This window comes from Nostoc sp. (assembly GCF_036917375.1).
In the GTDB taxonomy this organism is placed as follows: Bacteria; Cyanobacteriota; Cyanobacteriia; order Cyanobacteriales; family Nostocaceae; genus Nostoc.
In genome coordinates, this window is record NZ_JBALDN010000055.1 from 1 (window position 1) to 26787 (window position 26787).

The following is a 26787-nucleotide window of genomic DNA, read 5'->3' on the forward strand; positions in this document are numbered from 1 at the left end:
TCACCTACATGGTCATTCAGTTGTCAAGGTTATGTACCTTGCGGCTAATCCTCCAAATCCTTATGGATTTTAGTTTCTAGCCAACGATTCGCACACCAAATACTAAATCTGAATTCTAATGAGTTACCAAAAAGCGGTACTTTGGAAAATTTTGTCGATTTTTACTCCTATTGACTCAATGCAGATTAACGTCCATCAGTCAAACTGAAGTAATAGGTGCAAGTATATGAATGAGGCAAAAACCATGAAGAAATATAAGGAAATATTACGTGTCATCCTTGCTATATCCATCATTGTGGTTGGAGTAACACACTTTCTTGTTCCAGAAGAATATGTCAAAATTGTGCCGCCGCCATTACCTTACCCTTTAGGATTAGTTTATCTCAGTGGCTTTTATGAAATTTTGGGTGGTATCGGGTTGTTAGTTCCGCCTGTAAGTCAAGCTGCTGCTTGGGGGCTTCTTGCTCTTTTTATTGCTGTTTACCCAGCGAATATTTACATGGCAGCTAATCTGATTAAGATTGAACATATACCAAATTCACCTTGGGTACACGTAGTTAGGCTTCCCCTTCAAGCCGTTTTAATTGCTTGGGCTTGGTGGTACACAAAATCTTCGTTTGGGGAAAAACAAGCTTCGATCGTTCCTCAGTCATTGATTCCCAAGGAACTAGAATGAGAATAAGTGCGTTTTTTATATCTGAATCATGCGCCTTACAACTTTGTTTGGAATAACGCTCTCGTTAGCAATTGGCATTGGAGAAGTAACGCTTCCGGTGACTCAAGCTGTGCAGCTTAGAGATGGCCTAGTCTATTTTGTCCAACCGCCAACACTTGTTGAGGCGACAACTACTTTCAAAGAAGTGGATGTTTTGAGCGCAACTTACTACTTCACTATCAATGTGCCAGAGAATGCTGGAGAATCACTCCAAAAGGTAACTATCGCCCAAAAAGAGGGGTCAGAATACATCCGCTACCGTCTTGATGATACCCGTGCATTTGTCGGAACACGCAATCATAAAGAAACGCAACTGCAACTAGGTTCAGTCATAAACGAGAGCAAGACACGCACTGTTTCTGTAATCTTTGATCCACCTGTAACTCCAGGACAGACAATTACCATCGCCCTTCGCCCTGTGAGTAATCCAAGCTTTTCTGGTGTTTACTTATTGGGTGTTACAGCATTCCCTGTGGGTGAAAAATCTCACGGTCAATTTCTTGGCTTTGCACGGTTTCAGTTTTACAGCAATAGGGGAAGTTGGTGGTTTCGATAGAGGGAATAGGGAATGGGAAATGGGGAATATTTTCTACAAGTACGGCATTGGGAATGGGTGTGGAAATATTTGTGAGATGTGTGGAGAAGTTTTTACATTAATTGAGTAGGTGTAAATTAGCTGTTTTCAATAACACTGGTTGCTTATTAAACCCGAAGAACCCCACCTCGCCAAAGCTACGCTTCGTCTCCCCTCCCCGCTTGCGGGGCTACAGTGTACACACATCTCTAAAAATCCTACCCACCCAATATTTCTGTTCAAGTGAAAGTCTTACACTGAGCAAATATCCCGCCCAGAAGTCAAGTTTCGGGCTGATAGCTAAAGTCCACTCAAGTGGACTGAACTAAATTTCTTCTTTAGTCCTCTAAAAGAAGACTTTCGCTATGAGACTCGGAATTTATTCCGAGGCGGGATAGATACACTGCACCAACATTTGTGTGTACACCGTAGGCTTGCGGGGAGGGGATTAAGGGGTGGGGTGCAATGACTGTGGAAATCATAACTAATTATGCGAACATGATATGACCAAGCGATCGCAAGTGATTTATAACGCTAGGCACACCTTCAAACAGTGCCAGGTAACGAAAAGCTAGAACCCGCAAGGCTTCGTGGTTGGCGTTGCTGAATAAGCTCACGCAGAGGCACAGAGAGGAAAGTTGAGGTCTTCTGGCTACTGCTGAACTAACTATTGGAGTCGCAAAAGCAACTAATGTGACTTGAAAACTAACTTTTGGAGTCGCAAAAGCTACTAATGCGACTTGAAAACCAACTTTTGGAGTCGCAAAAGCTACTAATGTGACTTGAAAACCAACTTTTGGAGTCACAAAAGCTACTAATGCGACTTGAAAACTAACTTTTGTCCAGATGCCCAAGTCATTAGTTGATTATCTTAGAGACTTGTATTAATTTTTGCATATAGCAATTTTCCTGTGGATGTAATACAGCTTCTCTCAACAATTGTTCTGTAGCTTGTACCCTGACATCTAGTAGTGAAGCTATTATGCTTCAAAAAATATAATATGACGCGATCGCAGAAGTTGTGTTATAAAAACGGGCAAAGTCTTACAAAATACGAAAATCTTTACTGTGAAGCTTTTTCGGTAAATGCGTAATTTCTACATCAATGGCATCAAATGCTACTGTAAGCAATCGAGCTTTAGCGTTTAATCATCAGTAATCTTTAAAAAATTGAAAAAATAATGTTAAGTATACCTATTAACTTAAATTTACCTCGTATACCCCATTTAATAACTTCCTTACCTGGGCCTCGCGCTCAAGCAATTGTACAACGCGATCGCGCCGTAACTTCTCCTTCTTATACCCGCGATTACCCGTTAGTTGTATCTCGCGGTCAGGGCTGTATGGTAGAAGATGTGGATGGCAATGTATTTCTGGATATGACCGCAGGTATTGCCGTTACCGCCACTGGACACGCTCACCCGGAAGTTGTCAAGGCAATTCAAGAACAGTCGGCGCGGCTGCTGCACATGTCAGGGACAGATTTTTATTATGAGCCGATGGTGGAACTAGCGGAACAATTAGCAATTCGCGCTCCCTTTCCCCACCCACAGAGTGATACTGGGTTTCCTGCAAAAGTATTTTTCACCAATTCCGGGGCAGAATCCAACGAAGGAGCAATTAAACTCGCTCGATATTACACTAAGCGATCGCTAATCGTAGCCTTCTTAGGTGCATTTCACGGACGCACTTATGGGGCAATGTCTCTGACTGGTTCCAAAGCAGTGCAGCGAGCTAATTTTGGGCCTTTAGTTCCTGGGGTAACTCATATTCCTTATGGCACTCACGCTAGCTTAGATTACTTGGAACAACAGCTATTTACGACAATTTTACCACCGCAAGAAGTAGCGGCGATCGTAGTCGAACCGATTCAAGGAGAGGGTGGGTATATCGTACCCGAAGATGGTTTCTTGCAGCGAATTCGGGAGATATGCGATCGCCACGGTATTCTGATGGTAGTGGATGAAGTGCAAGCAGGTATGGGGCGGACTGGTCGCTTATTTGCGATCGAGCATTGGGGTGTGATGCCTGATATCATTACTACTGCTAAGGGTATCGCCAGTGGTATGCCATTAGGAGCGATACTAGCTAGACCTGAGTTAATGACTTGGCCTCCTGGCTCTCACGCTACTACATTTGGCGGTAATCCTGTAGCTTGTGCTGCTGGTATTGCTACGCTGCGACTGCTAGAAAGTGGTTTAATGACCAACGCTACCCAGATGGGAGAATTCTTGCAAGCTAGTCTTACCCAGTTGCATCAAAAATTTCCGAGAGTATCATCGCCACGAGGTAAAGGTTTGATGGTAGCGGTAGATTTATTAGATGAGCAGGGTAATCTCGATCGTAAATTGCGCGATCGTATTATTCAAGAAGCTTTTTTACGCGGTTTATTATTGCTAGGTTGCGGTAAAGCAGCAATTCGTTTCTGTCCCCCTCTAGTTATCGACAGCGACCAAATTCAAATTGCCCTTCAGATTATCAGCGACATTTTAACTTCTTAAAAGATAACAAAGAGTGGAAGTAGGGAGACAAGGCAATACGGTTCGGTTAAGGGGGAAAGGGAAAAGGGAAAGGTTTTGAATACATCCTTTACCCTTTACCCCTTCCCCTTTTCCCAGACCGGAGGAAAGTGAAAAATGCTTATCCGAACCGTATTGGGAGACAAGGGGGAATTATTGAACAAATATCTCTTTTATCTCCCCCCTTTACCTTGTCTCTTCTCTATACCCAATGCCCAATGCCCCAATATATTATGAAACCCGAAATAGCCCTCAATTTATGGAAATTACTTTGGCAAAAATACAGCGCCAGGGTAAATCATGCTCGTACCTACCAGCAAATGATTACTGCTGCGGGTGGAACTGTTGCCAACGACCACATCGCCTTTCGGTCTTTGCGTTTATTAGTAGATACTCCACAAGGTAAACTTAACTTAGGAATTGACTACCTTGGACAACTTGCAGAAGCTTTGGGTTACGTAGCGGCTGGAGAGTATACTTTTGCTCAAACTCATTTGTACGCCCGTCATTATCGTCATCCACAGCAAGAGAAATTTAACTTACCCAAATTGTTTATCAGCGAGTTGATTGTCGATGAATTGCCTGCTAATATTGCCCAACTCATCTCTAAAACAGTATCTTCAATCCCAGATGAACTGACCTCAAACCTTACTCTTCTACAAAAAGACGCAGACTTGGAAACCATCGCCGAACAACTCCAACAAGTCTTCACCCGCCCTTGGCTACCTCCTGTGCGTTCTGTTGTCGAAGAGGTGAATGAGGTTACTCAGTATGGTGCTTGGGTATTGCTGCATGGATATGCTGTCAATCATTTCACAGGTTACATCAATGCACATAATACTCCCGAATATCCAGACATTGATACTACCGCCAGTGGTTTGGCTAACCTGGGTGTACCAATGAAAGCAGAGATAGAGGGAAATGTTGCTTGTGGTTTGCGGCAAACTGCAACTCAAGCAGTAACAGAAATGGTGACGGTGTTAGATGATAACAGTGGTGCAGAAATTCAGATTCCTTGGACTTATGCCTATTATGAAATTGCCCAGCGCTATCTAGTAGAAGTGGAATCTGGAAAGCAGGTACTTTTTGATGCTTTTTTAGGAAGTAATGCCCAGCAATTGTTTGAAATGACTCGTCTATCTAAGTAGCCTAGAACTCGATCCTGTCGGTGTTGATATCTCCCGCACTAGATATTGCACTCTTCTTACGATTGTCTTGAGAAATGAAATCCAACATTTGTGCGTTTGTTTAGTTAAAGCTTGGGTTCAGCACGACTTAAATTACAGCCTTTGTAATGAAAATAATAATTTTACTAACCAAAAAGGTAATTTTGTAACGAAAATTATGATGTTTGTAACGAAAATAACGACTTGAGTTACTCAAGTCGTTATTTTTATAACTAAAACTAGGACTCATGTTCAGAAAGTATCGCGCTTTGCCAAATATTGATACATCTGCCAACGGGCATCTACCTCAGTTTGGGCTTGTTCTAACAAGTGCTTGGCAACGTCGGGTTTGCTTTTGGTGAGCATTTTGAAGCGATTTTCTTGATACATTGAATGTTCTACAGATTGTGTAGGCGATCGCATATCTAATTGCAAAGGATTTTTACCCTGGTTAAGCAACTCTGGATTATGCCGATACAGCAACCAACGACCTGATTCTACCAAAGTTTTCTGATGATTCATCCCAGTGGTCATGTTGATGCCGTGGGCGATGCAATGGCTGTAAGCAATAATCAGTGATGGGCCATCATAAGCTTCTGCTTCCAAAAATGCTTTCAGGGTATGTTCATCTCTAGCACCAAGAGCTACACTCGCTACGTAAACATTTCCGTAGGTCATAGCAATCATTCCTAAGTCTTTTTTAGGTGCAGGCTTGCCACTGGCGGCATATTTTGCCACTGCGGCTTTTGGCGTGGCTTTGGAAGATTGACCGCCTGTATTAGAATACACTTCTGTATCCATCACCAAGATGTTGACATTGCGACCACTAGCAATTACATGATCGATACCGCCAAAATCGATATCATAAGCCCAACCATCACCGCCAACAATCCAAACGCTTTTTCTCACCAAGTAATCTGCAAGGGATTTGAGATTTTGAATTTTAGATTTTAACTTGGGATCGAGAGTTACGATTTCATCTAACTTCTGCTGCAACAATTCTATTCTTTCGCGCTGTTCCCAAATGTCAGCTTCGGATTTTTGTTCAGCTTTCAGGATGGAGTAGACAAGGTTCTCATCTATTTCACTTCCCAACTGTTGCAACAATTCCGCCGCAAACTCAGCTTGTTTGTCAAGAGAGAGGCGGAAGCCAAAACCAAATTCGGCATTATCTTCAAATAGATTATTAGACCACGCGGGGCCGCGTCCTTCGGCGTTAGTTGTCCAAGGAGTAGTAGGAAGATTACCACCATATATTGAAGAACAACCTGTAGCATTGGCGATGACAGCGCGATCGCCAAACAATTGTGTTAATAATTTTAGATAAGGTGTTTCACCACACCCTGCACAAGCACCGGAGAATTCAAATAAAGGTTCTTGCAGTTGTTGTTGGCGAATCTGATTTAATTTTAGCGATCGCCTGTCAGGATTAGGTAAACTCAAAAAGAAATCCCAGTTCTTGCGCTCTTGCTCCCGCAATGGCAACTGCTGTGCCATGTTAATCGCTTTCCGCAATGGCTCAGATTTATCTTTAGCAGGACAAATATTTACACAAATAGTGCATCCTGTGCAATCTTCTGGGGCAACTTGAATGGTAAATTTTTGATTGGCAAAGTCTTTATCTTTTGCACCAGTTGACTTAAAGGTTTCTGGTGCATTAACTAACTCATCAGGTTGATAAGCCTTTGCACGGATGGCACTGTGGGGACAAACCATGACGCACTTACCACACTGAACGCAGACATCTGGCTCCCACACAGGTATCTCTTCGGCAACGTTGCGTTTTTCCCACTTGGCAGTACCTACGGGAAATGTGCCATCAACGGGTAGCGTGCTAACAGGTAAGTCATCACCTTCCCAAATCATGATTTTGCCCAGAACCTCTCGCACAAATTCGGGAGCGGAGTTAAGAGGAGAGTAGGGAGTTAGGAGCGAGGAGTTAGGACTTGTACTGAGCGGAGCCGAAGTAGTGAGGATTGTTTGGGGGACATCTACTTTATGCAAGTTGTCTAAGGTGTTATCTACAGCTTGCAAGTTCATACGGACAACTTCTACGCCTTTTTTACCATAGGTTTTTTCAATTGCTTGTTTGATTTTAGCGATCGCTTCTTCTTGCGGCAAGACACCCGCTAAGGCAAAGAAGCATACTTGCATAATGGTGTTAATTCTGCCACCCATACCACTTTCACGGGCAACCTGGCTAGCATTGATTACATATAACTTCAAATGCTTGTCGATAATTTGCTGCTGCACCTTCAACGGCAGATATTCCCAAACGGTATCTGCATTGTATGGACTGTTAAGCAGCAAAGTCGCCCCAGGAATAGCAGCCTTTAAAATATCTATGCGTTCCAGAAATCCCCAGTGATGACAACCAATAAAGTTAGCTTGGTCAATCAAGTAGGTGGAACGAATTGGCTCTTTACCGAAGCGTAAATGAGAGACGGTCATTGAGCCAGATTTCTTGGAGTCAAAGACAAAGTAGCCTTGGGCGTAATTGTCGGTTTCTTCACCAATAATCTTGATGGAGTTTTTGTTAGCCCCAACAGTGCCATCCGCGCCCAACCCATAGAACATTGCCCGAACAACGTTATCCGATTCTGTAGAGAAATTAGGGTCAAAGCTCAAGGAAGTATGACTAACGTCATCATTAATCCCGATAGTAAAGTGATTTTTCGGTTTAGCTTGAGCAAGATTGTCAAAAACGCCCTTCACCATCGCCGGAGTAAATTCCTTAGACGAAAGACCGTAACGCCCACCGATGATTTTAGGGTATGAAAAAGTATTTTCTCCCCCTGCCTCCCCTGCTTCCTCTGCTCCCCCTGCTCTCTTATCTCCCCACGCTTCATGAATAGCAGCCACAACATCCAAATACAAAGGCTCACCGGCGCTACCTGCTTCTTTGGTGCGGTCGAGAACTGCGATCGCTTTTACACTAGTTGGTAATACTGCAACAAACCTTTGAACATCAAAGGGGCGATAAAGTCGCACTTTCACCACGCCAAGTTTTTCACCACGGGCGTTCAGGTAATCTACTGTTTCGTGGACGGTTTCACAGCCTGAACCCATAAGAACGATAACGCGATCGGCATCGTTGGCTCCGTAATATTCATAGATTTTATAATGCCTTCCGGTGCGTTCTCCAAATTCATCCATGATGTGCTGGACAATTTCTGGACAGGCGTTGTAATAAGGGTTAGCGCCTTCACGTCCTTGGAAGTAGACATCGGGGTTTTGAGCAGTACCGCGCAATACGGGACGATCTGGGGTGAGAGCGCGGCTGCGGTGGGCGAGTATTAGGTTATCGTGGATAAGCGATCGCAAATCATCATCTGACAGCAATTTGACTTTCTGCACTTCATGTGATGTGCGGAAGCCATCAAAGAAATGCATAAACGAGACTCGCGCCTCTAAAGTAGCAGCATGGGCGATAAGAGCAAAATCTTGACTTTCCTGCACCGAGGCGGAACACAGCAAAGCAAAGCCAGTAGCACGGGCTGCCATCACGTCGCTATGGTCGCCAAAAATTGATAAAGCGTGGGTAGCCAAGGAACGGGCAGCAACGTGAACTACGGCGCTAGTCAGTTCACCAGCAATTTTGTAGAAGTTGGGTATCATCAACAATAATCCCTGAGATGCCGTGAAGGTGGTACTCAGAGAACCTGTTTGCAAAGCCCCATGTACAGCACCAGCCGCTCCCCCTTCGCTCTGCATCTGCACGACGTTGGGAACAGTACCCCAGAGGTTGGGACGACTTTCTGCCGACCAAGCATCTGCCCATTCACCCATTGCTGAAGAGGGGGTGATAGGATAAATGGCAATAACTTCATTTAATTTGTAAGCAACACGGGCAACAGCCTCATTCCCGTCGATGGTTGCAAATGTTTTGTTCATAATATGATTTTTGTCCCCGCCTCTAAGCTGCATTATTCAGAACACGTGAATATAAGAATCAGAAATAGCCAAAATTAGAAAGAGAGTGTATTATCTTGCATTCAAGATATAGCGGTAGGATTTACTCCGTTTTTAAAGGATAATTTATTGATTGCTTTCGGTTCTTAAGTTAACTTTCGACCAATACTGCATCTATTAATATCTCATCCGCAATACTGCATCTATTAATATGTATTAATGATGTACTCAATAATCAAAGTCTCTGTTTTAAAAGACTTTCAGATAATTTATTCTTTTTTGTGGGGTATAGGGTCGGGAATCTCTGATATACGGCTCCTAATACTGCTCGGTTAAGTCTAAAAAATAAAAATGTGTCGCTTGGGTTGAGAAACGAAACCCAGTAAAATGTTGGGTTTGTTGGGTTTCGCTATCACTCAACCCAACCTACGCATATTCTTAACCAAGCAGTATTGATACGACTTCTATTTAATTTTTTAAATACGCGTAGACAGGTTTTAATGGGCAAAGCAAAACCTACATTCCTAAAAGCTGATAGTTGATATCTTGATAGAAATAAAAGTAGTTATTGACAGTTCAAACATAGTTACAGTTACAGGTAAATTGTCTGACGACTTAGCCAATGGTCAAACATCACTTCCAATCCCATAGCAACTGAAGTCAGATGGCAATAAAAATTACATCGTTAATCGTCGATTTCCATACCATTGACTCAAATCATCTTCAATTGCCTCAATAATCGCGATCGCCTCAGTTATTGATTTTGCATCGGCAGCTAAAAGTGCAAACGCTTGCTCAACCCGTTGTTGATAGTCCTGCGGGCAAATAGCAAACTTATTAGCGATTGCGATCGCCCCCTTTTCATTCAACAGGTAATTTTCATTAACCGCGAATAAAACTTGCACCTTCTACCACAAGCCAACCGCCGCCGTTAATCCACTTTCCCCATTCACCGATCGCAGTAATTAAATTTACGCGATGGTTATCATCAAGCTCACAGGCGAGGCGGTTTAGAGCAATTAAATCGGGTGGGTTTTCTGGATTGTAATAAATCCCCAAATCCACATCTGACTTTAGGGTATGGTTGCCCCGTGCCCGTGAACCACCCAGTGCGATCGCTGTAATTCCCTCAATTGACCGCAAACTGGAAACAATATGGTTGATGAACTGAGGCGATTCTTTATTCATAGATTTTTGCATTGTCACCATAAAGTTTAACCAAAGGCAAACCTCTCTGGGGAATACTACTAAAAAAAAGTTGTTTTATATTGTTAGATTTATCTGATAAAAAATAACTCAATACTGTAATTATCGTTGATATAACCACTAGAGTTACGTTTGCACCTATCGAGACACAAACCAGTGTTAATAGGGCAAATACAATAATGCAAATATTACTAAAAGTTTGTAACTTTTCTAGAAATACCACAGAATTACGACAACTTGGACAATGCTTTGTATGTCTATGCCATCGGTTATATAGTTGTTCATCATTCAATTGTTTAACACTGCCTTCTACGCATCCTTGCCATGAAGGACTACCTCCAGCAAATTCGTCTAGCCATTTTCTGAAAGTTATAATACCTACGTCAGAAGGAGAAGGCATAAAGTATGACTTTTGCCATTTTCTATCTAATGATGACTGATTCACTTCCTGCGAATGCATAGCTGATAAATCTTGGTCACTTAGCTTATATGTAGATAAGTGCTGTAACCCAGTTTGTAAATCCTTTGGGAGAATCTCAAACCAAAAATTTCTTTTAACTGCACTTCCATCAGAAATCGACTTGCCAATATACCTACAATAGCCCGGTTGTGTAGGAACAAAATACAACTGAAAAATATTGGTTTTGCCGTTTGGGTAACGATATATAGTAGTATTAGAAGAGGGTGGAGTAAACTTTCGTATCGCCTCCATATCTTTGTTGAAGAGATTGTAGCCTTGATGTTTGAGAGTAAAACCTTCTTGAGCAGATATTTCTCCAACAGATTCAAAATATTCCATAGGTACAGCTTTTTTAGGTGAAAAAAGACCTATTCCTTCATGAAGAAATTCTGCATGAGAAGGATCAAAAGTACTTTCAACAGACACAATGTAACCAACTGGAACTTCTGTCATCTGCCAAGAGGTGGAAATATCTAATTCTGATTCAGGGATGGTAGCTGGCTGCTTTGAGTTACAGTCCTCAAAAGCTGTTGAACTATCATCTGGCCATACCCAAAGCAATTCTTGGATAACTTGTGTAGGATATGTTGTAACTCGTGACCTGAAACTATCACAAGCAGTTACTTCTGCTTGGCTACCAGCCAACATGGGAATTTTAGTGCATTTCCCTTCACCGTTAAAACACCAACCGTGATGTCTACACATTAAGTTTCCATCTTCAGTAATGCTTCCCATAGATAGTCGCGCCAACTTATGAGGACAAACATCATCCATTACGATCCACTTTTGATTTTTGTCTCTCCAAATCACCAGTTTTTTCCCCAGAAGAGTGACTGGGGTGGGATTCAAAACATCTAAGTAGCTTAAAGGAATAATAGGATACCACTGTTTAGTCCAGGAGAACTGAGTTGTCATAATAAGAGTTAGAAACCTAATTTATAAAACTATAACAGTAAGTTAATTTGGCAATATAACGACTCAAAAGTTGGTACTGAATAGCTAGAGAAAAGTAGAGTCACTGGCGATCGCATTACCATCGACAGCAACATAAGTACGATCTAAAAACCTCATAATTTTGCTACTATCCAGTGCTGATTTAGACAAAAACTAACTATTTATTATCGAATGAATCTTTATTATTAAGGATAGTATGTTTCCCACTAGTATGTAAAAGTCCAGTTAATTGATGTAAGTTGATCGTGCGTTATACTTTAACATTTTTATATTGTGTAATGAATGTGTGAATTATGACTAAACCTTAAAAAGTATCAAAATTTATTTTGTAATATAATCTTATGTGTTTTTTATTAACTACAATTTATGCCTTATCGGAGAAATTTTTTAAGAAGAGCAGGATATACAACCCTTTCTGCCTTATTAACTATGGGGTTTTTACAAAAAGATAACCAAAAAGAAAATCAAGGCACGAATGCTATTGCAGGAAATTATACAAGTAAAAATTTAAATACTCCTCTTCGGCAATTAGCTGCTGCCAAAGGAAAGCGTTATGGCGCAGCAATTTCTAGTGAATTTTTGCAAACAGAGAAAGATTACGCTGACCTGATGGCTCGTGAATGTTCCATTGTGACACCGAACGGTGAATTAAAATGGAACGCTACTGAACCACAGCCAGGAAAATTTACCTTCGAATCAGCAGATGCGATCGCTGATTTCTGCCAAAAGCATAATATAGATATGCATGGGCATACTCTTTTCTGGCACATGGGAAGACCAGACTGGGCAACATACCCTCCTACACTTAAGATGATCGAACGCCATGTTAACGGAGTCATGGGACATTATCGCAATAGTCCCGTTTTAAAGTCTTGGGATGTTGCCAATGAAATTATCGCTGATAGTGAAAATGAAACTGATAATGCAACAATCGGTTTGCGTAAAGGGGTAAAACCAGAATTAATTCGAGACTTATTTTTAATTGCCGCTTCAGTTGATAACAGCAAGAAATTTTACCTAAATGATTTCGGCATCGAAGGCGCTACATGGAAATCAGATCGTTTCTTAAAAATGGTCGAATATCTAAAGAATAGTGGCGTTAAAATTGACGGTGCAGGTCTCCAATCACATCTATGGTTTTCTACTGCATATCCTTTTGACGAGAAAGGACTTAATTCAGTCTTAAAACGGCTTAACGATCTTGAAGTGAAACCAATAATTACAGAATTAGATATTATCATTGATACCCCGCTACCCGATAGTATCAAAAGCCTAGACCAAATGGTAGCCGATAGTTACAAGCGATATCTTGACCTGTGCTTTGCAGCTAAAGTCGATACTGTGATTACATGGGGACTCAGTGACCGTCATACCTGGATACGTCATCCTGAGTGGATGCCAAGAAAAACCTTTAGAAACAATCCAAGTCTCTGGAAATTTCTGCGTCCGCTTCCCTTCAATGAGAACCTGCAATCTAAACCAGCTCGCAATGCTATAGCCCAGGCTCTTCAGGAATCAACTTAATAATATTGCTTCTTGAACCAAATTCATGGTTTTTACCTTTCTCTACTTGATTAAAAACAAAAAGCCTGAAATGATTATCTGGTATTCATTTCAGGCTTTGTTATATTCAATTTTATAATTATTCAATCCGCTTCAATATTTGCGAAATGTGGGTTTGAAAATGTACCTCACTATGCCGGGAACTACTATAGTATTTTTAAGTATTATTCTAAGCAAAATAGATGGAAATATTTTTTACTATTCACGATTATGAAAGTTGAATAAGACTTACTGACTAATTGATCGTTAAACCTTAGTACAACATTTCATAAATTCGTGACGAATTGAGCAACCTACTGGTAAGAGTCTGAGAGACTCGATCAAGCTACGAACTTTTGAAATTTCGTACTTATAAATACTAGAAGGTTATTTTTTTTTCGTTTACTTGAGATACTCCAAATTTCTCGTAAAAATAATGTCCCAACAAACCAAGGCTCAAGTAAGTAACGTCTCCAAAGTCTTTTCGGTTCAGATAACAAGCGATACAACCATTCCAACCCCACTTTTCCCATCCAACGAGGAGGAGTAGGTATTGCTCCTGCTATATAGTCCATACAGGCTCCACTGGTTAAAATAGTGTTGGTATGAAGATGTTCGAGATTTTCGTAAATCCAATACTCTTGGCGTGGCATACCCATTCCCACCATTAATACATGGGGTTTGTAAGCATTAATTGCAGCCACAGTGGCGAGATTTTCCTGACTATCTTTATCTATATCAATATAGCCATGAGCGCAAGCAATCTGTAAACCAGGAAATTTCTGGCATAAAATATTTGCTGCTTTTTCAGCAACTCCTGGCTTTGAACCTAAATAGAATACACGCCAGCCTTTAGTAGCAGCTTCTGCCATCAGAGGCCATACCCAATCAGCATAGGTTACTCTTTGTTCGCGTTTAATTGGAAAACCCAACAGCTTTCCAATAAACACTAAAGGCATACTATCAATATGTGTATATTCAGCCTTAGAATAAAAAGCTTGCATTTTGAGATCGTTATGGAAGAGATAAAGACTATGTAAGTTGTGATTAGCAATAATCCATTTTTCATCCCGATCAATAGATTCTTCAATCAATGAATTTAAGTCAAGGATAGACAGTGCATCCACTTGAGCACCAATAATTTTATAAGAAAATCGCTTTTTCATATCTTTGTTTTTTGATAAATATGAGATGTTATCTCAAGGTAAAAGTGAGTATGGTAAAATTAACCAGCAAAATTTCAATACAAAATTACTTAAATATTGAAATACCTAAATTGTTTTTTAGTTAAAACTATTATCTAAATACAACTAAAAAGCACTTGTTCTCATAAGGACGTTTGCGACATTTTGTGCTTTTGCATTCCAGGAATACTTTTCGGCAATTAAAGTATATGCTGTATCTACAAGTGATTGATATTTATCACTATTTGAAACAGCATCCAGTATTGTGTTAGCGACTTCTTCGCTAGAGTATCCTGTTACCAAAAGATGTTCTAAGTTGCGAAATTCTTCTAAACCTCGCAAGCCTTCTGGTGTTGATATAACTAATTTTCTACTAGCGAAATAATCTAGTGCTTTATTGCGAGCGCCACCTGCTACTGCTTGTTTTGAAAATGGCAACAAAGCAATATCTGCATATTTCAGATGGGCAACAAAATCTTCCCTTTTAGGTAAAAATCCTAAAAAAGAAATGTTAGAGGGTATTGGTTCTGAAATATCATTACTATCCCTACCAATGACAACAAAATGTACTTTTTCTTGATGACTTTCAAGGCATTTAGCGACCTCAATAGCCATTGATACAGACATATCATTAGTTGGAAATTGAAATGTTTTTGGAGCAATAATAACCACTATTTTAGCTGGTCTGAATGCTTGATAGGGGTCTTTATCTGGAAAAACTTCAGTATTGAGTAAGTCTTCAGTCACTCCATTCCCGATAGAATAAATTTGCTGTGGAGTTTTTCCATACCATTGGGAAATTAGTTTAGGAATTGATTCACCTGCTGCAATAATTGGACTACCAGAGAATATTAAAATTCCCTGAGCAATATATGTCTTAATACATTGTGCAAACTCTTTGAAAGGATTGGCGACTGAAAACAAGCGCATCCAGTATTCATAAGGCGAAAATGTATGAAAATCTAAGACAAGAGAGGAACTACTGTGTTTTCTAAGCTTTAGTGAAATTAAAGCAGCCAATCCAGGTAGTGTTTCTTGAGCATACACAATGTCTGGACAAAACTCGTCGATGCACTTTTCTATGGATTGAATATATGACTTCAAGCTTCTTGATCTAATAGAAAGAGAAGGTGCATAATCCACAGATGAACAATCTAAACCTAGCTGAAAAACATCAAAATGTTTAGTAAGATATTGTCCTAGATAAAAAGGTCTAGTAAATGCACCAAATGGCTGACTAGAATCGAGAGTTGAGACAATTAGTAAGCGTTTACCCATAAAATGATTGCTGATTATTATTTTATAATTTGAAATTAACTTTGTCAAATTATTAAGTGTTATGACTTATCCAAATATCATCTACCAATGACTCTCGTGCAAGTATTAAACTTCTGAACCAGTTTAATTAATATCTTCAGAAAAGGTAGGAGAGGTAGCCAAATTTTTGTAACCCATAATTGCTCTGATATAAGGTAAGAACCAGTAAAATATCCAGAATGGTCCAGAGTGTCTGCTACAAAATATAGTCCATGATTTCAATGGAAATCCTTTAATTTGTAGTACTTTTTTCAAGCGCTCTAATAGATTTAAATTGGTATCTGCCCAACTATTGCGGATAGAATTTTTAGTACAAGTACCAATATACCCAGGAGCTATCCATATTTTACAACCCAATTTACGCGCTCTCAGGGCATAATCTAAATCTCCTAAACTATGAACAAAAGCTGTATCAATATTGCCAACTTTGGCGGCAACACTTTTAGGGATTAACACGCAGTTACCATACATAGCATCGCATTCTTGTATATCCGAGCTTGGTTCTAAAAATTCAAATTTATTAGAATACCACTTTTTGGATTTTACTGCTCCTCCATAGGTTGCTTTTCCTGTAATTGAGTCTTTAGTTGAACCAACTACAATTGAGTCTGGATAACCAAGTTCTGTCAAATTTTGATGAACATGTAATAGTTTACTCACAGCATTGGCTTCCAGAAATGTGTCATCATTCAACCACAAATAATAATCATATTGATATTTGATTGCCTCACCAAAAGCGAGATGCATTCCTCCAACCCAAAATAAATTGCCATTACCCTGAAGAATTTCTACTTCTGGATATTCTGCTTTAACAGCCTCTGTAGTCCCATCAGAACTCCCATCATCGGTTAAATAAACATCACAATAATTCTTTTGCTGATATAAAGCATTTAGACAGGCAAGAGTTGTATTCCGTCTGTTATAACATGTCATAATTACAGCTATATTCGCTTTATTCATCTCATTTACCTCCTAATAATATGTACAAAAAAGTTAATCCAAATAATAAATTTAGATACTTTGTTGATTGATTTTATTCATAATCCCCATTATCAAAATTTTACCTTTCATATATCGTGATGTCAGTTTAAAATTTAACTATGTTTTCTATCCATCCACTGAAATTAATATCTAAGTTAAAACTTTTTAGTTTTTGTTCCATTCTTCTGGCTCCCAACAAATATCTATGCCAAACTGATACACGAGGCATATTAAGTCTGACAACCCCTTCAGATAACCATTGATATTTCTCTGAATTTACATTCAAATTTTTCAATCTTTTTATTTGTTCATACCAATCGTTATAAAAAAATAAGTTGAAATAATGAATGGATACAATATCATCCCAATGCTTAATTTGGATTTCTTTTGATAAACGGTTATGTAAAGGTAATGGATAACTATAATTAGGGGGAAGATGTTCAACGTTTTCTTCCAAGGCACATAAAGTTACAGACAAAACAGACTGCTCAACAAAATAAATACCTTGAGGAGGAGTAATATCCAAGCGCATTACTTTTTCAAAGTTCTCTTTCCAAGTTGTAAATATACCTGCACTTCTTCTTACAGCAACCAAACCAGAATTCCAGTATGCTCTGATTCTTTTATTACCAATAGGTGTGTCAACAAATATCTCACGCTTTACTCCCAGTACTTCATATAGTTTTTGCCAATACCATTCTTGAGGATCTTGCAGACCTGTAGAACCAATTCCTTGACCATACTCAGGACGCATCCGTACATTACAATCTACGGGCAATAAAAATTCTTTTGGTTCAGAAAAAAAGCATTTGTCACTGTCTAAAAAAACCAATATTTCTGCATCGATATTTTGTTCTGCATAGGCACAAACTAGCGGCTTATTAGCTAAATAATATTCATGAAAGTCTCGATTTATGGGAATTTGTTGATGAATTACCTGCAATGCTTCAAAGGCTTGTTGGGTTTGTTTTAAAATCGGTTCACCTACTCTAGGATGAAAACTATATATAGGTGTATTTTTCAATTCGCCGCAGAACTTACGAATACTTTCTGCAAGCATCAAAGATTGACCTTCCAAACGACCAGGTTCTGTACAAATTATAAAAGCTATAGGTATTGACATATTATGAAGTATTGATTTACTAAGTTAATTACTCAATGAAGATTTCTTTGCTATCATCAATATTTCCTCAAACAAGGCTGAATAACGACGTGCTTGAAGTTCCAGGGTAAATTTTTGCTCGGCTTTCTCACGAGCATAAAATGACAGTTTTTGCAACCTTTGTTCATTTTCAAGAACCCAGGTAATTCCTTTGCCAAAATCCTCAACTTCATAAGGTTTAGCCAAATAGCCGTTCTGCTGATGATCGACAATATCTTTTAAGCCAGTAGAATTAAACGCCACAACTGGAGTACCACAAGCGAATGATTCTGAAGCTGTCTGTCCAAAAGATTCTTGAAGAGATGGTACAAGCATTACATCAGCAGCTGAGTAAACAGTTGCTAAAGATATAGCATCATGTAAGTGTCCCAAATAGTGGGTTTTAAAGCCTAAATCAGGTGGATTTTCAGGTTGAGATGCTCCAAAAATCACAACTTCCAAGTCATTCTTCCAGCCAGATTTACTCAATTCTTGTAAAGCTGGTTGCAATAAATGAAATCCTTTATTTCTATCGCTTGTTGCTTCTATCGCTCCAAATAGTATCAGCTTCTTATTTAGGGGAAGATTGAGTGTTTCGCGGGCAAAATGTTGATTAATCGGTCGATATTTTTGAGTATCTAATCCGTGGGGAATGACCTCAATTCGCAAATTCTCGAATAAAGAGCTAGAACAAGCGCACTCTGCTAGCCAACAGCTTGGTGAAACTAGAGTTAAATTTAAATTTTTCCAAGCTTTTACTTTGCGCTGCCATACCCAACGGGATAAATCCCATTCATTACCACTATTGAGCTGAGGACAAGCCCCGCAGGATATTTTGTAGCGATCGCATTCTCCAGTAACGTGACACCCTCCAGTAAAACCCCACATATCATGGAGAGTCCAAACTAGAGGACGCTTCAGTTTAGCAAATGTTTCTATTTGCATAAAACCTCCGCTAATCCAATGCAGATTGATTATATCTGGATTAATCTGAGCAACTTTCGGAATAACTCTATCTGGCAACCATTGAGTAAAAAATGGAGTATTTTTCTTTTGACGATAAAGCTTTAATGGTAAACTTTCAACTGTCAACTTTGCCTTGGCAATACCTTGAAACAGCCTAATTTTAGGTGCAATTACTGTTTTATCATTACTATATTTTTCCTGAACTAACATTTGTGACTGTAGTCCTATATCCTGTAAACCTGTATGTAAACGATATGCAGCCCTTGCTGCACCGCCATTAATATCATGGGTATTAATATGTAAAATTTTCATTTTTATTAACTTAATGAGCAATAAAACTATTTCTGACTGCTATAAAAACTAATTGACTAAAATATTTTTACGATTTCGTTGATATTCAACAGTTAAAGATAATGAAGTGGTGACATACATTAACCAATTCCAGCTAGGAGTTAATAATCTTGCTTCTGAGAAATTAACGATGACTATGATAATTAGCATTTGCATTGGCCAATAATCTTCCGGTTTCTTAGCTACAGAAATAATTCGAGTCAATGCCATTGCAAAAAAACGGACAAACCCTGCTGCGAAAGTCAAAAAGCCTAAGAATCCTAATTCTAACAATAATTCTAAAAACCCATTATGGGCATTACTTGCCCAATCATAAGTAGCTCTTAATTTAGATGCAGCATTACTAGTCCAAAATCCAGAAAATCCATAACCTAACCAAGGTCTTTCCAAAATCTTGGAAATTACTAGCTCCCAGAGGTCAGAGCGTCCATTGAACGTAAGGTCTTTACCAGAAGTACCAACTACAGTTTCGGCATTGTTGAGAAGTAATATTGAAAAAATTATCATTAACATCAAAGTTGAAGTAATCATAATAACTTGTAATTTATAATTAGTTCTTTTCAGCGATCTGTAGAAAGGTAAAAGTAATACCATTGTCAATAAGATCGTTAAAGATGTTGTTGAACGTGAGAGGATAATTAGACATACAGATATCCCACATAGTGCCCACATCAACCAGCGATATCGATGACCACTAAGGGCAAGGTGTAAAAAAACTCCTGCACTCCAAGCCATCATGTAACCTAATTCATTTTTATGACCATAAATTCCACTCCACATACCTAGTAATTCAGGTGATTCGTGAATATAACCTGGTACGAATGCAGAAAATAACATAGATAATGATGCAGCTATGCCAAGTGCCCAAGCTATCAGCTTAATTTGTTCCTTAAGGGAATAACGCATTGCTAAATAGATCGCAAGAAAATATATGCGTATTAAACCTCTTAGATAAGTAAGACTAGAACTTAGGTCTTCTGACCATAAAAGAGAAAATATAACTATTGCTAGTAGAAAAAACTGTAATGGACTGCTAGTAATTACATAAATAAAACCTTTCCAGTATAAAATTAGAAAATAAAATAGGACTAAATATGAAACTATATTGAACAAAGTATCTAGTTTATCACCTCCAAGGGTAGACATGGAAACTTCTTGTGCAGGGTGTATTGTTAATGCCCCTACAGCAACGAGTAATAGCAAGATAGTTAATATTTTTTCTGTTAGTTTTACTTTCATTTGAGATATTTAATTAATCTATTTTTTTATCGTTGAGTAATTCAATCTTTTCTTCAGTTCTTCTTTAAAAATATCTAATGCAGTTGCTTTATAAACTGTTTTTTGTATAAAATTATCTGCTTCTACATTCCTGACAATAAATGGTGGATGCTTTAAGGGGAATTCCATTGCCTGCATGGGCATATTGATGAAGGAAAATTCTTGATTTGAAGTGAAATGAGTTGCGTCTGCACCGACACCAACATTAGAGATTAAATTAACACTGGGAATAATACTTAAGCTTCCCTGCATCCAACAAGCAAATGTCCATTGGTAATCCCAGGTTATACCTGTAGGATTATCATAAACAGATTGAAATATTCGTTGCCAAGAATTTACGGCTTTTTGGTCTATAAGAATGTCATGTAAAAGGTTTTCTGCTTGCACCTCTTTCCAGAGTTTGATAGTCAAATCATAATGTTGCCAAGCACGTCTCCAACTTGCCCAACCCCAGCAGTGGTTGTAACGAGAAAAATAGTAGCTGTAATTTGTACGTTTTTGTCCAATTTGAAGATTTTGAGCAGAAATTGTGGCGATTCTGGTATCATTTCGATATTTTTCCAGCAGTTCTTCACTAAACCTGAAAAAAGTTGGGTGAGGAATACAATCATCTTCTAAAATAATTGTCTCTTCAACATTATTAAAGACCCAATCTAAACCACTTGATACCCGTTTTCCGCAACCTAAGTTGATATCAGAATAATTTTTTATTACTTCACAATTCCAATCAACTCTCTCAATAATTGCCCTAGTCGCTTCGCATTTTTCTGCCTCACCTTCGCGGTCAGTGCGGGGACCATCTGCAATTACAAAAAGTTTTGTTGGCTTGGCTTGGCGAATAGCTTCAAAGACTTTCTCTGTTGTTTGTGGACGTTTAAAAATAATAAAAGTTATGGGTGTTTGCATAATAATAAAATTTAAATAACAACGATTAGTGTTTATAAAAACGATTAGTGTTTATAAAAATGAATAAGCGATCGCACTTGAATTTTAAATAGCTTTTGTGTTCTTGAATCAAATGCGTTACATATAAAAGCAGCAGCAGCTTGGGATATTATTGTTGCGATCGCAGCCCCAAGCCCTGCATATTTAGGAATAAGTAATAAATTGAGAATAATGTTTAGTATCGCTCCAAATAAAGTTTTACCTAAAGAAACGTGGTTTAAACCTTCAGCAATAAACCAAGGTGATGTTGCAAGGCCCATAAATACAAACAAAGAAGTCCAAATATGAACTGCTAATATTGCTCCTGCATCTGCATATCCACTTCCAAACATCACCGTAATTATCTTGTCAGATAAAAAGGACATTGGAAGAGCAATTACTAAAGATATACATGTCATGAGACTGAGTAATTGTCCTATTCGCTGATAGTAAAGACTTTCTGATTTTTCTTTTGCTGCATAAATTGCCGGAGCAACAGAAGAAACAATAGCCCCCGGAATAAAATACCAAATTTCAGAAACACGTACAGCTGCTGAATAAACACCAACCTCACTATCTCCGATCATTTGGCCTAACATTACCTGATCTATTCTCATAAAAATCATGATGGCGAACCCCGAAAAAATTAGAGGTAAGCTCTCTTTCAGAAGAGTTTTGGCAGCTGTCATGCTCCAACGCCATAACCACAATGAAGACCCTTTGACTTGGTAAACAATTAGTAAGCCAATCGCACTCATTGCAAATTCTGCTAATGTTACCAAAGCAAAAGCTAGCAACGGTGCTTTTGTCAAAATTAGTGCGATTTTGATGAGAGTATTTAGCAGAAACGCCGTGTTTTTAGCGATCACAGTATATTTTGACTGCACCTGTGATTGGAACCACAGTTCAATAGTATCAGATGCCCTAAAAACTCCTGCTATCCCTAAAATTGCAACTAGCCATATCTTTAGTGTTTCATGCTCACCTAAGAAAAACATCGTGCCAACTGCCAATAAAACAGAAGCAATTCCACCTAAAAATTTTAGCCAAAAAGTAGTTCCTAAAATTTCCTCTTTGTTTGATGATTGACGCACAAGATGGCGAACTACTACGTCGTCTAGTCCGAGAGTAAAAATTGGGCTGAATAAGGCAACAAAAGCTAAAGCATAGTTAAATAGACCATACTGTTTTACTCCTAAATAACGTGCTACCCATACTCCTACAACCAAGCTTGCACCCATACGTAGAATGCGATCGGCAAATAACCAACCTGTATTAGCAATAACTGCACGCAGCCCAGAACGAGATTTAAATTTCGATAAGTTTTTAATTTTTAATTTGCTTAACATTATTTTTATGAATTAATCACATACCATTATTTATATTTATCAATCTCGCTCATGCAACTTTTTCATTTTTTCAAATACAAAATAAAGTGTATTTATTCAGTAACTTACATTATTGCTCGCTTACAAGGTTTTTAATTTCCCACTCATCAAAATTTTCAAAAAATAGCTAAATAAGAAAAAAATACCCTTGATTTTCCAATACAAACTATGCTCAAATAAAAATATTATTTTCAAATAAGTAACAAAATCCTGATATTTTGGGCATGGTATTGTTTGTAACTCCCTGATAGATGTAAAAGCTAAGAATAATGGGGAGCTAAAATTGTTTTTTTGTAGAATGTAATTAAACAGGGAATTGCGTTTCCAGAATCTTTTGTATTCATAGTTTTTGTCTCTATCTAAAAAGTTCTTATTATGATAATGGTTATTTTCATGTATTCTATACATCACTAAAGGTTTAGACATATAAAACTTTTTAGCCCCCACCAAAGAAGCTCCCCATACTAAACAGTCATCAGCCCTTACACGCCAATCTTCTAAATTTGGAATAGGTAAAAATTTTCTGACTATTTCTTTACGTATTGATAATGTTGAAGTTATGGAACCAATCCATTCGCCATTATATAAAGTTCTAATTACTGAATAACCCAAATCTAAATCAACTGCATCGTCTTGAAATGTCTCTTCTACTGCTCCAAACTTTTTATACGCACAAAATACAAAATCACATTCACTGCGTCTATTGTAAAAGTTTAGGGTATTTTCTAAATACTGAGGGTCATAAATATCATCAGCATCTAAAAAAAATATAATGTCACCAGTAGCAGCTAAAAAACCTTCATTAAAAGATGATAACTGTCCTTGGTTTTGTTTTTTTAAGATAGATTTAACATTAGATAATTGAGCAAATCTATTGATAATTTCCGCAGAATTATCTGTAGATGCGTCATCAACAATGATAATTTCATCAAATTTGATTGTCTGATTTAAAACGCTATCAATTGCTTCAGAGAGAAATGGAGCATAATTGTAATTATTAATTAAACAAGAAGTTCGGATTTTAGTTTTATCCATTATTCCTATAGTCACAAAATTGGGTTTAGATAGTTGTAGTGATGGTAGCTTTTACTTTTTCTAAGACAACTTAACTCTCTTTGCGAAATTTAGTTAAACTGCTAGAAGATACAAAATCTTGTTCAATTTGTCGTTTTTTATTGTCATAAAAATAATTATTAGGTTCATTTTTAGTATTCACACCATTGATGACTATCCCTAATACCTTCTGACCTGACTGAGTTAAAAACTCTTTAGCTGCATTTGCACTGTTTAAGTCAACCACTCCAGGACGAACGACTAATAAGATACCGTCAGTCAAAGTGCTTAAAACAGCAGCATCTGCTATTCCTGATAGTGGAGGAGTATCAAAAATTACAAGATCGTAATCTCTCCCAAAGCTATTAATTAATGTTGCCATACGTTGAGAATCTAGCATTGCCACTGGATTGGGAGGCAAAACTCCAGAAGTAAGAACTTCCAGATTAGGCATAACTTCATGAACAACTGTATTTAAAGAAGCTTGATTAATTATTACATTACTTAGTCCCATTGTATTTGTCAGCCCCCAGATATGATGCTGTATGGGATGACGCATATCTGCATCTACCAACAACACCCTACGCCCCGCCTGAGCCATAGTCACAGCTAAATTTGCAGATACGTCAGACTTTCCTTCTTTGGCAACGGAACTTGTAATTACAATGCTTTTGAGCGGTTTATCAGAACAGAGAAACTTCAAGTTCACTTGTAGTATTTGATATGCATTACCAACAGGGAAATAAGGAATATCTCTGCCAATAACTTTAGGAATAGCTCTATCCAGTCCTGGTATAAAAGAATGATCTCTACCATTTCTACTTTGTGTAGGAATCACTCCCAAAACACTGTATCTCAAGACTTCTTTGGCTTCTTTGACGGTCTTCACCGAGCGGTCTATCAAGTCTAAAGTAAAGGCGACAATGATACCTAAGAAAAAACCAACTCCTGCTCCACCAATAATAAACAGCATTTTCCGAGGCCCTTCTGCTTTATCAGGGATTAAAGCATAGGAAATAACACGAGCATTTGGAATCTTTTGATTTTGTGCAATATCAATCTCTTGGCGTTTCTTTAAGAGTGTTTCGTAAGTCGTTTGAGCTGCTTGCAGTTTCCGTTCTAGCTCTCGTTGACTTTGTTCTAGCCTTGGCAAATTATTTGCTCGTTTGATATAGGCATTTTGCTGTTGTTTGAGTGTGGCTATTTGTCTCTCCAGACCAACCCGTTCTGCCTGAGCACGAGTAATATCTGCAATTAGGCTTTGCCGCAGTTGTCCAACCTGTAAACTTCCCTGTGTTATCTGCGCTCCACCAGCTACTTGTCCTGTCCGCTCTTTTAACAAGTTCTTAAGAGCTAAGACTTTTTCTTCTAAGTTAGTAATTGTAGGGTGTTCAGGTGAAAAACGGGTACGCTCTAGTGCAAGTTGGCTTTCTGTTTCTTGAAGTTGGGCTAGCACTTTCTGAACTCCAGGTGCTTGACTCAATTCAGATTCAATTACCCCTTGCCGTGAATCTACCTGAGCTTCACTGCTTAACTGTTCTAGACGGCCCTTCACATCATCTAGTTGAGCTAAAGCTTGAGAAATTTGGTTTCCTAACTTAGAAATGGTCTCGACTGCTGCGGCTGCTTCTTGTTCCAGAACAACAACTTTATTCGTTTCTTTAAATAGCCGCAGTTTTGATTCGGCTCTTCTGACAACTTCCTCAGCTTTAGGTACTTCCGTTACAAGAACCTGTTTGGCTGTCCGCGCTTCATTCTGATTAGCCTTGATATTTAGATCGATATAACTGTCAATAACTTCATTAACGATTTTGGCAGCTAGTTCTGGATCGCCACCTTTATAAGAAAGTTGTACAACATCAGTGCCTTTAATTCCTTCTATTTTTAGTTGTTTTGCCAAATCGGGAATCGAGAGCAGTTTGCCTTGACTATCTTTAAGGTTGAGGGAATTAATCGTTTTCTCAATTACTGGATTCGATCCAATAACTCTCACCTGAGTTTCCAGGGGATTGTCGTTCACATTCAAAGCTTCTAGGCGTCCTATGTCATCCGGTAAGCCCGTAAGTGAGGAAGAGCGATTTGTTTTAATCATCAAACTTCCTTCTGCCTTGTATGAAGGTTTTAATGAAAAGGCATATAAGCATCCAAGGCTAACAGATATGGCGAAAATTCCAACTAAAGGTAGCCAACGCCGTTGAAGAACTTCTAAGTATTTCTGAATATTTACTTCTTCAAAATTTGGTAAAGATTCCATCGTCATAATATATGTAAACTTTTATAAAAAGACTATTTACTTACAGCAGATTGTTCTCATTATTTGGACTACAGTGCTAATGAAGTCTATTTTGCGATATTAATATTTGCGTTGATTCGTAGCTAATAACTTGCTGCTGAGGTTCTTTAATATCTGAAGTCAACTAATAGTTTTGCAAGCCACGATTTTAACTTATGTTGATATTTTAATGAGAGCAAAAACGGGATAAGTTACAATTTTATCCCTAATTTAGTCGCTTTCCATTTTTTGGGCTTAATTTTGGTTAATTTCATTTTATGTTACTACTAATGCAAGTATTGATTAGTAAGCTAACAATCACTATCATATTCTGTGAGAACACTGAATTATATAACTTTACAAAAAATTTATACAATATACTAATATATTCACTCTCGGTTTGCTGATTTTGAAAAGACAAGAGGAGTTAATTCCTTCAGGGTAAGGAATAGAACAATTGTGCCATTCTACAAGCAATGGAAGCACTTCAGAGATAGGCTTTGGACAGTGAAAACAGATACCTATAAAGACTGGACGAATCTTTACATAAGCTACTTCAAAACTTTAATTATCAATTAATTCTTGCTTTAAATAATAGTCAATTTTGGGAATAATACTAGACTGGCAATCATAAAATTGCATGATTTGAGTATTGAACCCATAAGGACTCGCAATCAGTTTAATTTGCCTTTATGTAGAAATACATTAAATTTTGTAATATATATGTAACACAGGTAGTATAAAAGTGAATATAGACGGCTAGTAAGTAAATTGGTTCTAGCTTAAATTAAACATAGCCCAGTAAAAAAGCATCAAATAACAGCATGGATAGCTCAAGAAATTAGTTTACATCAGACTAGTACAAAACAGCGGAAATCCAGCTA

General features: G+C 38.3%; 20 protein-coding genes. 5 read left to right on the forward strand and 15 right to left on the reverse strand.

The window, feature by feature from the left end; genetic code table 11:
- The first annotated feature begins 244 nt into the window (after nucleotides 1-244).
- Both V7K45_RS14015 and V7K45_RS14020 read left to right on the forward strand, forming a co-directional pair.
- Nucleotides 245-676, forward strand: a complete 432-nt coding sequence (locus V7K45_RS14015) for a DoxX family protein (protein WP_335004316.1) — start codon at nucleotides 245-247, stop codon at nucleotides 674-676.
- 28 nt (nucleotides 677-704) lie between these two features.
- Nucleotides 705-1271: a DUF2808 domain-containing protein gene (locus V7K45_RS14020; RefSeq protein ID WP_335004318.1), complete on the forward strand. Its 567-nt coding sequence runs from the start codon at nucleotides 705-707 to the stop codon at nucleotides 1269-1271.
- Between the two features lie 506 nt (nucleotides 1272-1777).
- On the opposite strand, the gene V7K45_RS14025 is transcribed toward V7K45_RS14020, so the two are convergent.
- On the reverse strand, nucleotides 1778-2095 hold the full coding sequence (locus V7K45_RS14025; protein ID WP_335004320.1) for a hypothetical protein: 318 nt from the start codon (nucleotides 2093-2095) through the stop codon (nucleotides 1778-1780).
- A 375-nt stretch (nucleotides 2096-2470) separates the two neighbouring features.
- On the opposite strand from V7K45_RS14025, the gene V7K45_RS14030 reads away from it, so the two are divergent.
- Together V7K45_RS14030 and V7K45_RS14035 are read left to right on the forward strand one after the other, a co-directional pair.
- Complete coding sequence (locus V7K45_RS14030) at nucleotides 2471-3790, forward strand: acetyl ornithine aminotransferase family protein (RefSeq protein WP_335004322.1); 1320 nt, start codon at nucleotides 2471-2473, stop codon at nucleotides 3788-3790.
- 251 nt (nucleotides 3791-4041) lie between these two features.
- Entirely contained in the window at nucleotides 4042-4956 is a 915-nt protein-coding gene (locus V7K45_RS14035) for a DUF1338 domain-containing protein (RefSeq protein WP_335004324.1), read from the forward strand.
- Between the two features lie 270 nt (nucleotides 4957-5226).
- Here the strand turns inward: V7K45_RS14035 and nifJ are convergent, their stop codons facing one another.
- From nifJ to V7K45_RS14055, 4 genes are all read right to left on the reverse strand, one after another.
- A complete protein-coding gene (gene nifJ, locus V7K45_RS14040) occupies nucleotides 5227-8868 on the reverse strand; it encodes a pyruvate:ferredoxin (flavodoxin) oxidoreductase (protein WP_335004326.1) in 3642 nt (1213 codons plus the stop codon).
- A 695-nt stretch (nucleotides 8869-9563) separates the two neighbouring features.
- Complete coding sequence (locus V7K45_RS14045) at nucleotides 9564-9791, reverse strand: hypothetical protein (protein WP_335004430.1); 228 nt, start codon at nucleotides 9789-9791, stop codon at nucleotides 9564-9566.
- A complete protein-coding gene (locus V7K45_RS14050) occupies nucleotides 9769-10074 on the reverse strand; it encodes a nucleotidyltransferase domain-containing protein (protein ID WP_442941997.1) in 306 nt (101 codons plus the stop codon). The genes V7K45_RS14045 and V7K45_RS14050 overlap by 23 nt, the downstream gene beginning before the upstream one ends.
- Complete coding sequence (locus V7K45_RS14055; RefSeq protein WP_335004328.1) at nucleotides 10067-11467, reverse strand: aromatic ring-hydroxylating dioxygenase subunit alpha; 1401 nt, start codon at nucleotides 11465-11467, stop codon at nucleotides 10067-10069. The genes V7K45_RS14050 and V7K45_RS14055 overlap by 8 nt, the downstream gene beginning before the upstream one ends.
- A gap of 405 nt (nucleotides 11468-11872) precedes the next feature.
- Between V7K45_RS14055 and V7K45_RS14060 the strand changes: the two genes are divergently transcribed.
- The gene (locus tag V7K45_RS14060) at nucleotides 11873-13030 is read left to right on the forward strand and encodes an endo-1,4-beta-xylanase (protein ID WP_335004331.1); all 1158 of its coding nucleotides are present in this window, start codon (nucleotides 11873-11875) and stop codon (nucleotides 13028-13030) included.
- A 359-nt stretch (nucleotides 13031-13389) separates the two neighbouring features.
- On the opposite strand, the gene V7K45_RS14065 is transcribed toward V7K45_RS14060, so the two are convergent.
- From V7K45_RS14065 to V7K45_RS14110, 10 genes are all read right to left on the reverse strand, one after another.
- Entirely contained in the window at nucleotides 13390-14214 is an 825-nt protein-coding gene (locus V7K45_RS14065) for a WecB/TagA/CpsF family glycosyltransferase (protein ID WP_335004333.1), read from the reverse strand.
- A gap of 144 nt (nucleotides 14215-14358) precedes the next feature.
- Nucleotides 14359-15510 carry a glycosyltransferase family 4 protein gene (locus V7K45_RS14070; protein WP_335004335.1) on the reverse strand — a complete coding sequence of 384 codons (1152 nt, stop codon included), beginning with the start codon at nucleotides 15508-15510 and terminating at the stop codon, nucleotides 14359-14361.
- 123 nt (nucleotides 15511-15633) lie between these two features.
- The gene (locus tag V7K45_RS14075; protein ID WP_335004337.1) at nucleotides 15634-16509 is read right to left on the reverse strand and encodes a glycosyltransferase family 2 protein; all 876 of its coding nucleotides are present in this window, start codon (nucleotides 16507-16509) and stop codon (nucleotides 15634-15636) included.
- 127 nt (nucleotides 16510-16636) lie between these two features.
- Nucleotides 16637-17653, reverse strand: coding sequence for a hypothetical protein (locus tag V7K45_RS14080; protein ID WP_335004339.1), 1017 nt, complete (start codon nucleotides 17651-17653; stop codon nucleotides 16637-16639).
- Between the two features lie 24 nt (nucleotides 17654-17677).
- Entirely contained in the window at nucleotides 17678-18949 is a 1272-nt protein-coding gene (locus V7K45_RS14085) for a glycosyltransferase family 4 protein (protein ID WP_335004341.1), read from the reverse strand.
- Between the two features lie 48 nt (nucleotides 18950-18997).
- Nucleotides 18998-20227, reverse strand: a complete 1230-nt coding sequence (locus V7K45_RS14090; protein WP_335004343.1) for an O-antigen ligase family protein — start codon at nucleotides 20225-20227, stop codon at nucleotides 18998-19000.
- Nucleotides 20228-20245: 18 nt separating this feature from the next.
- On the reverse strand, nucleotides 20246-21172 hold the full coding sequence (locus V7K45_RS14095) for a glycosyltransferase family 2 protein (protein ID WP_335004345.1): 927 nt from the start codon (nucleotides 21170-21172) through the stop codon (nucleotides 20246-20248).
- A 44-nt stretch (nucleotides 21173-21216) separates the two neighbouring features.
- Nucleotides 21217-22539 (reverse strand): flippase, encoded by a 1323-nt coding sequence (locus V7K45_RS14100; protein WP_335004347.1) that lies wholly within the window; start codon nucleotides 22537-22539, stop codon nucleotides 21217-21219.
- Between the two features lie 120 nt (nucleotides 22540-22659).
- Nucleotides 22660-23613, reverse strand: coding sequence for a glycosyltransferase family 2 protein (locus tag V7K45_RS14105; RefSeq protein ID WP_335004349.1), 954 nt, complete (start codon nucleotides 23611-23613; stop codon nucleotides 22660-22662).
- A 70-nt stretch (nucleotides 23614-23683) separates the two neighbouring features.
- The gene (locus tag V7K45_RS14110) at nucleotides 23684-25891 is read right to left on the reverse strand and encodes a GumC family protein (RefSeq protein ID WP_335004351.1); all 2208 of its coding nucleotides are present in this window, start codon (nucleotides 25889-25891) and stop codon (nucleotides 23684-23686) included.
- Nucleotides 25892-26787: the final 896 nt, after the last annotated feature.

What these genes read in the sequence shown, in the direction of transcription:
- V7K45_RS14015 (WP_335004316.1), top strand. Translation starts at nt 245, where the DNA reads ATGAAGAAATATAAGGAAATATTACGTGTCATCCTTGCTATATCCATC.
- V7K45_RS14020 (WP_335004318.1), top strand. Translation starts at nt 705, where the DNA reads ATGCGCCTTACAACTTTGTTTGGAATAACGCTCTCGTTAGCAATTGGC.
- V7K45_RS14030 (WP_335004322.1), top strand. Translation starts at nt 2,471, where the DNA reads ATGTTAAGTATACCTATTAACTTAAATTTACCTCGTATACCCCATTTA.
- V7K45_RS14035 (WP_335004324.1), top strand. Translation starts at nt 4,042, where the DNA reads ATGAAACCCGAAATAGCCCTCAATTTATGGAAATTACTTTGGCAAAAA.
- nifJ (WP_335004326.1), bottom strand. Translation starts at nt 8,868, where the DNA reads ATGAACAAAACATTTGCAACCATCGACGGGAATGAGGCTGTTGCCCGT.
- V7K45_RS14050 (WP_442941997.1), bottom strand. Translation starts at nt 10,074, where the DNA reads ATGAATAAAGAATCGCCTCAGTTCATCAACCATATTGTTTCCAGTTTG.
- V7K45_RS14055 (WP_335004328.1), bottom strand. Translation starts at nt 11,467, where the DNA reads ATGACAACTCAGTTCTCCTGGACTAAACAGTGGTATCCTATTATTCCT.
- V7K45_RS14060 (WP_335004331.1), top strand. Translation starts at nt 11,873, where the DNA reads ATGCCTTATCGGAGAAATTTTTTAAGAAGAGCAGGATATACAACCCTT.
- V7K45_RS14065 (WP_335004333.1), bottom strand. Translation starts at nt 14,214, where the DNA reads ATGAAAAAGCGATTTTCTTATAAAATTATTGGTGCTCAAGTGGATGCA.
- V7K45_RS14070 (WP_335004335.1), bottom strand. Translation starts at nt 15,510, where the DNA reads ATGGGTAAACGCTTACTAATTGTCTCAACTCTCGATTCTAGTCAGCCA.
- V7K45_RS14075 (WP_335004337.1), bottom strand. Translation starts at nt 16,509, where the DNA reads ATGAATAAAGCGAATATAGCTGTAATTATGACATGTTATAACAGACGG.
- V7K45_RS14080 (WP_335004339.1), bottom strand. Translation starts at nt 17,653, where the DNA reads ATGTCAATACCTATAGCTTTTATAATTTGTACAGAACCTGGTCGTTTG.
- V7K45_RS14085 (WP_335004341.1), bottom strand. Translation starts at nt 18,949, where the DNA reads ATGAAAATTTTACATATTAATACCCATGATATTAATGGCGGTGCAGCA.
- V7K45_RS14090 (WP_335004343.1), bottom strand. Translation starts at nt 20,227, where the DNA reads ATGAAAGTAAAACTAACAGAAAAAATATTAACTATCTTGCTATTACTC.
- V7K45_RS14095 (WP_335004345.1), bottom strand. Translation starts at nt 21,172, where the DNA reads ATGCAAACACCCATAACTTTTATTATTTTTAAACGTCCACAAACAACA.
- V7K45_RS14100 (WP_335004347.1), bottom strand. Translation starts at nt 22,539, where the DNA reads ATGTTAAGCAAATTAAAAATTAAAAACTTATCGAAATTTAAATCTCGT.
- V7K45_RS14105 (WP_335004349.1), bottom strand. Translation starts at nt 23,613, where the DNA reads ATGGATAAAACTAAAATCCGAACTTCTTGTTTAATTAATAATTACAAT.
- V7K45_RS14110 (WP_335004351.1), bottom strand. Translation starts at nt 25,891, where the DNA reads ATGACGATGGAATCTTTACCAAATTTTGAAGAAGTAAATATTCAGAAA.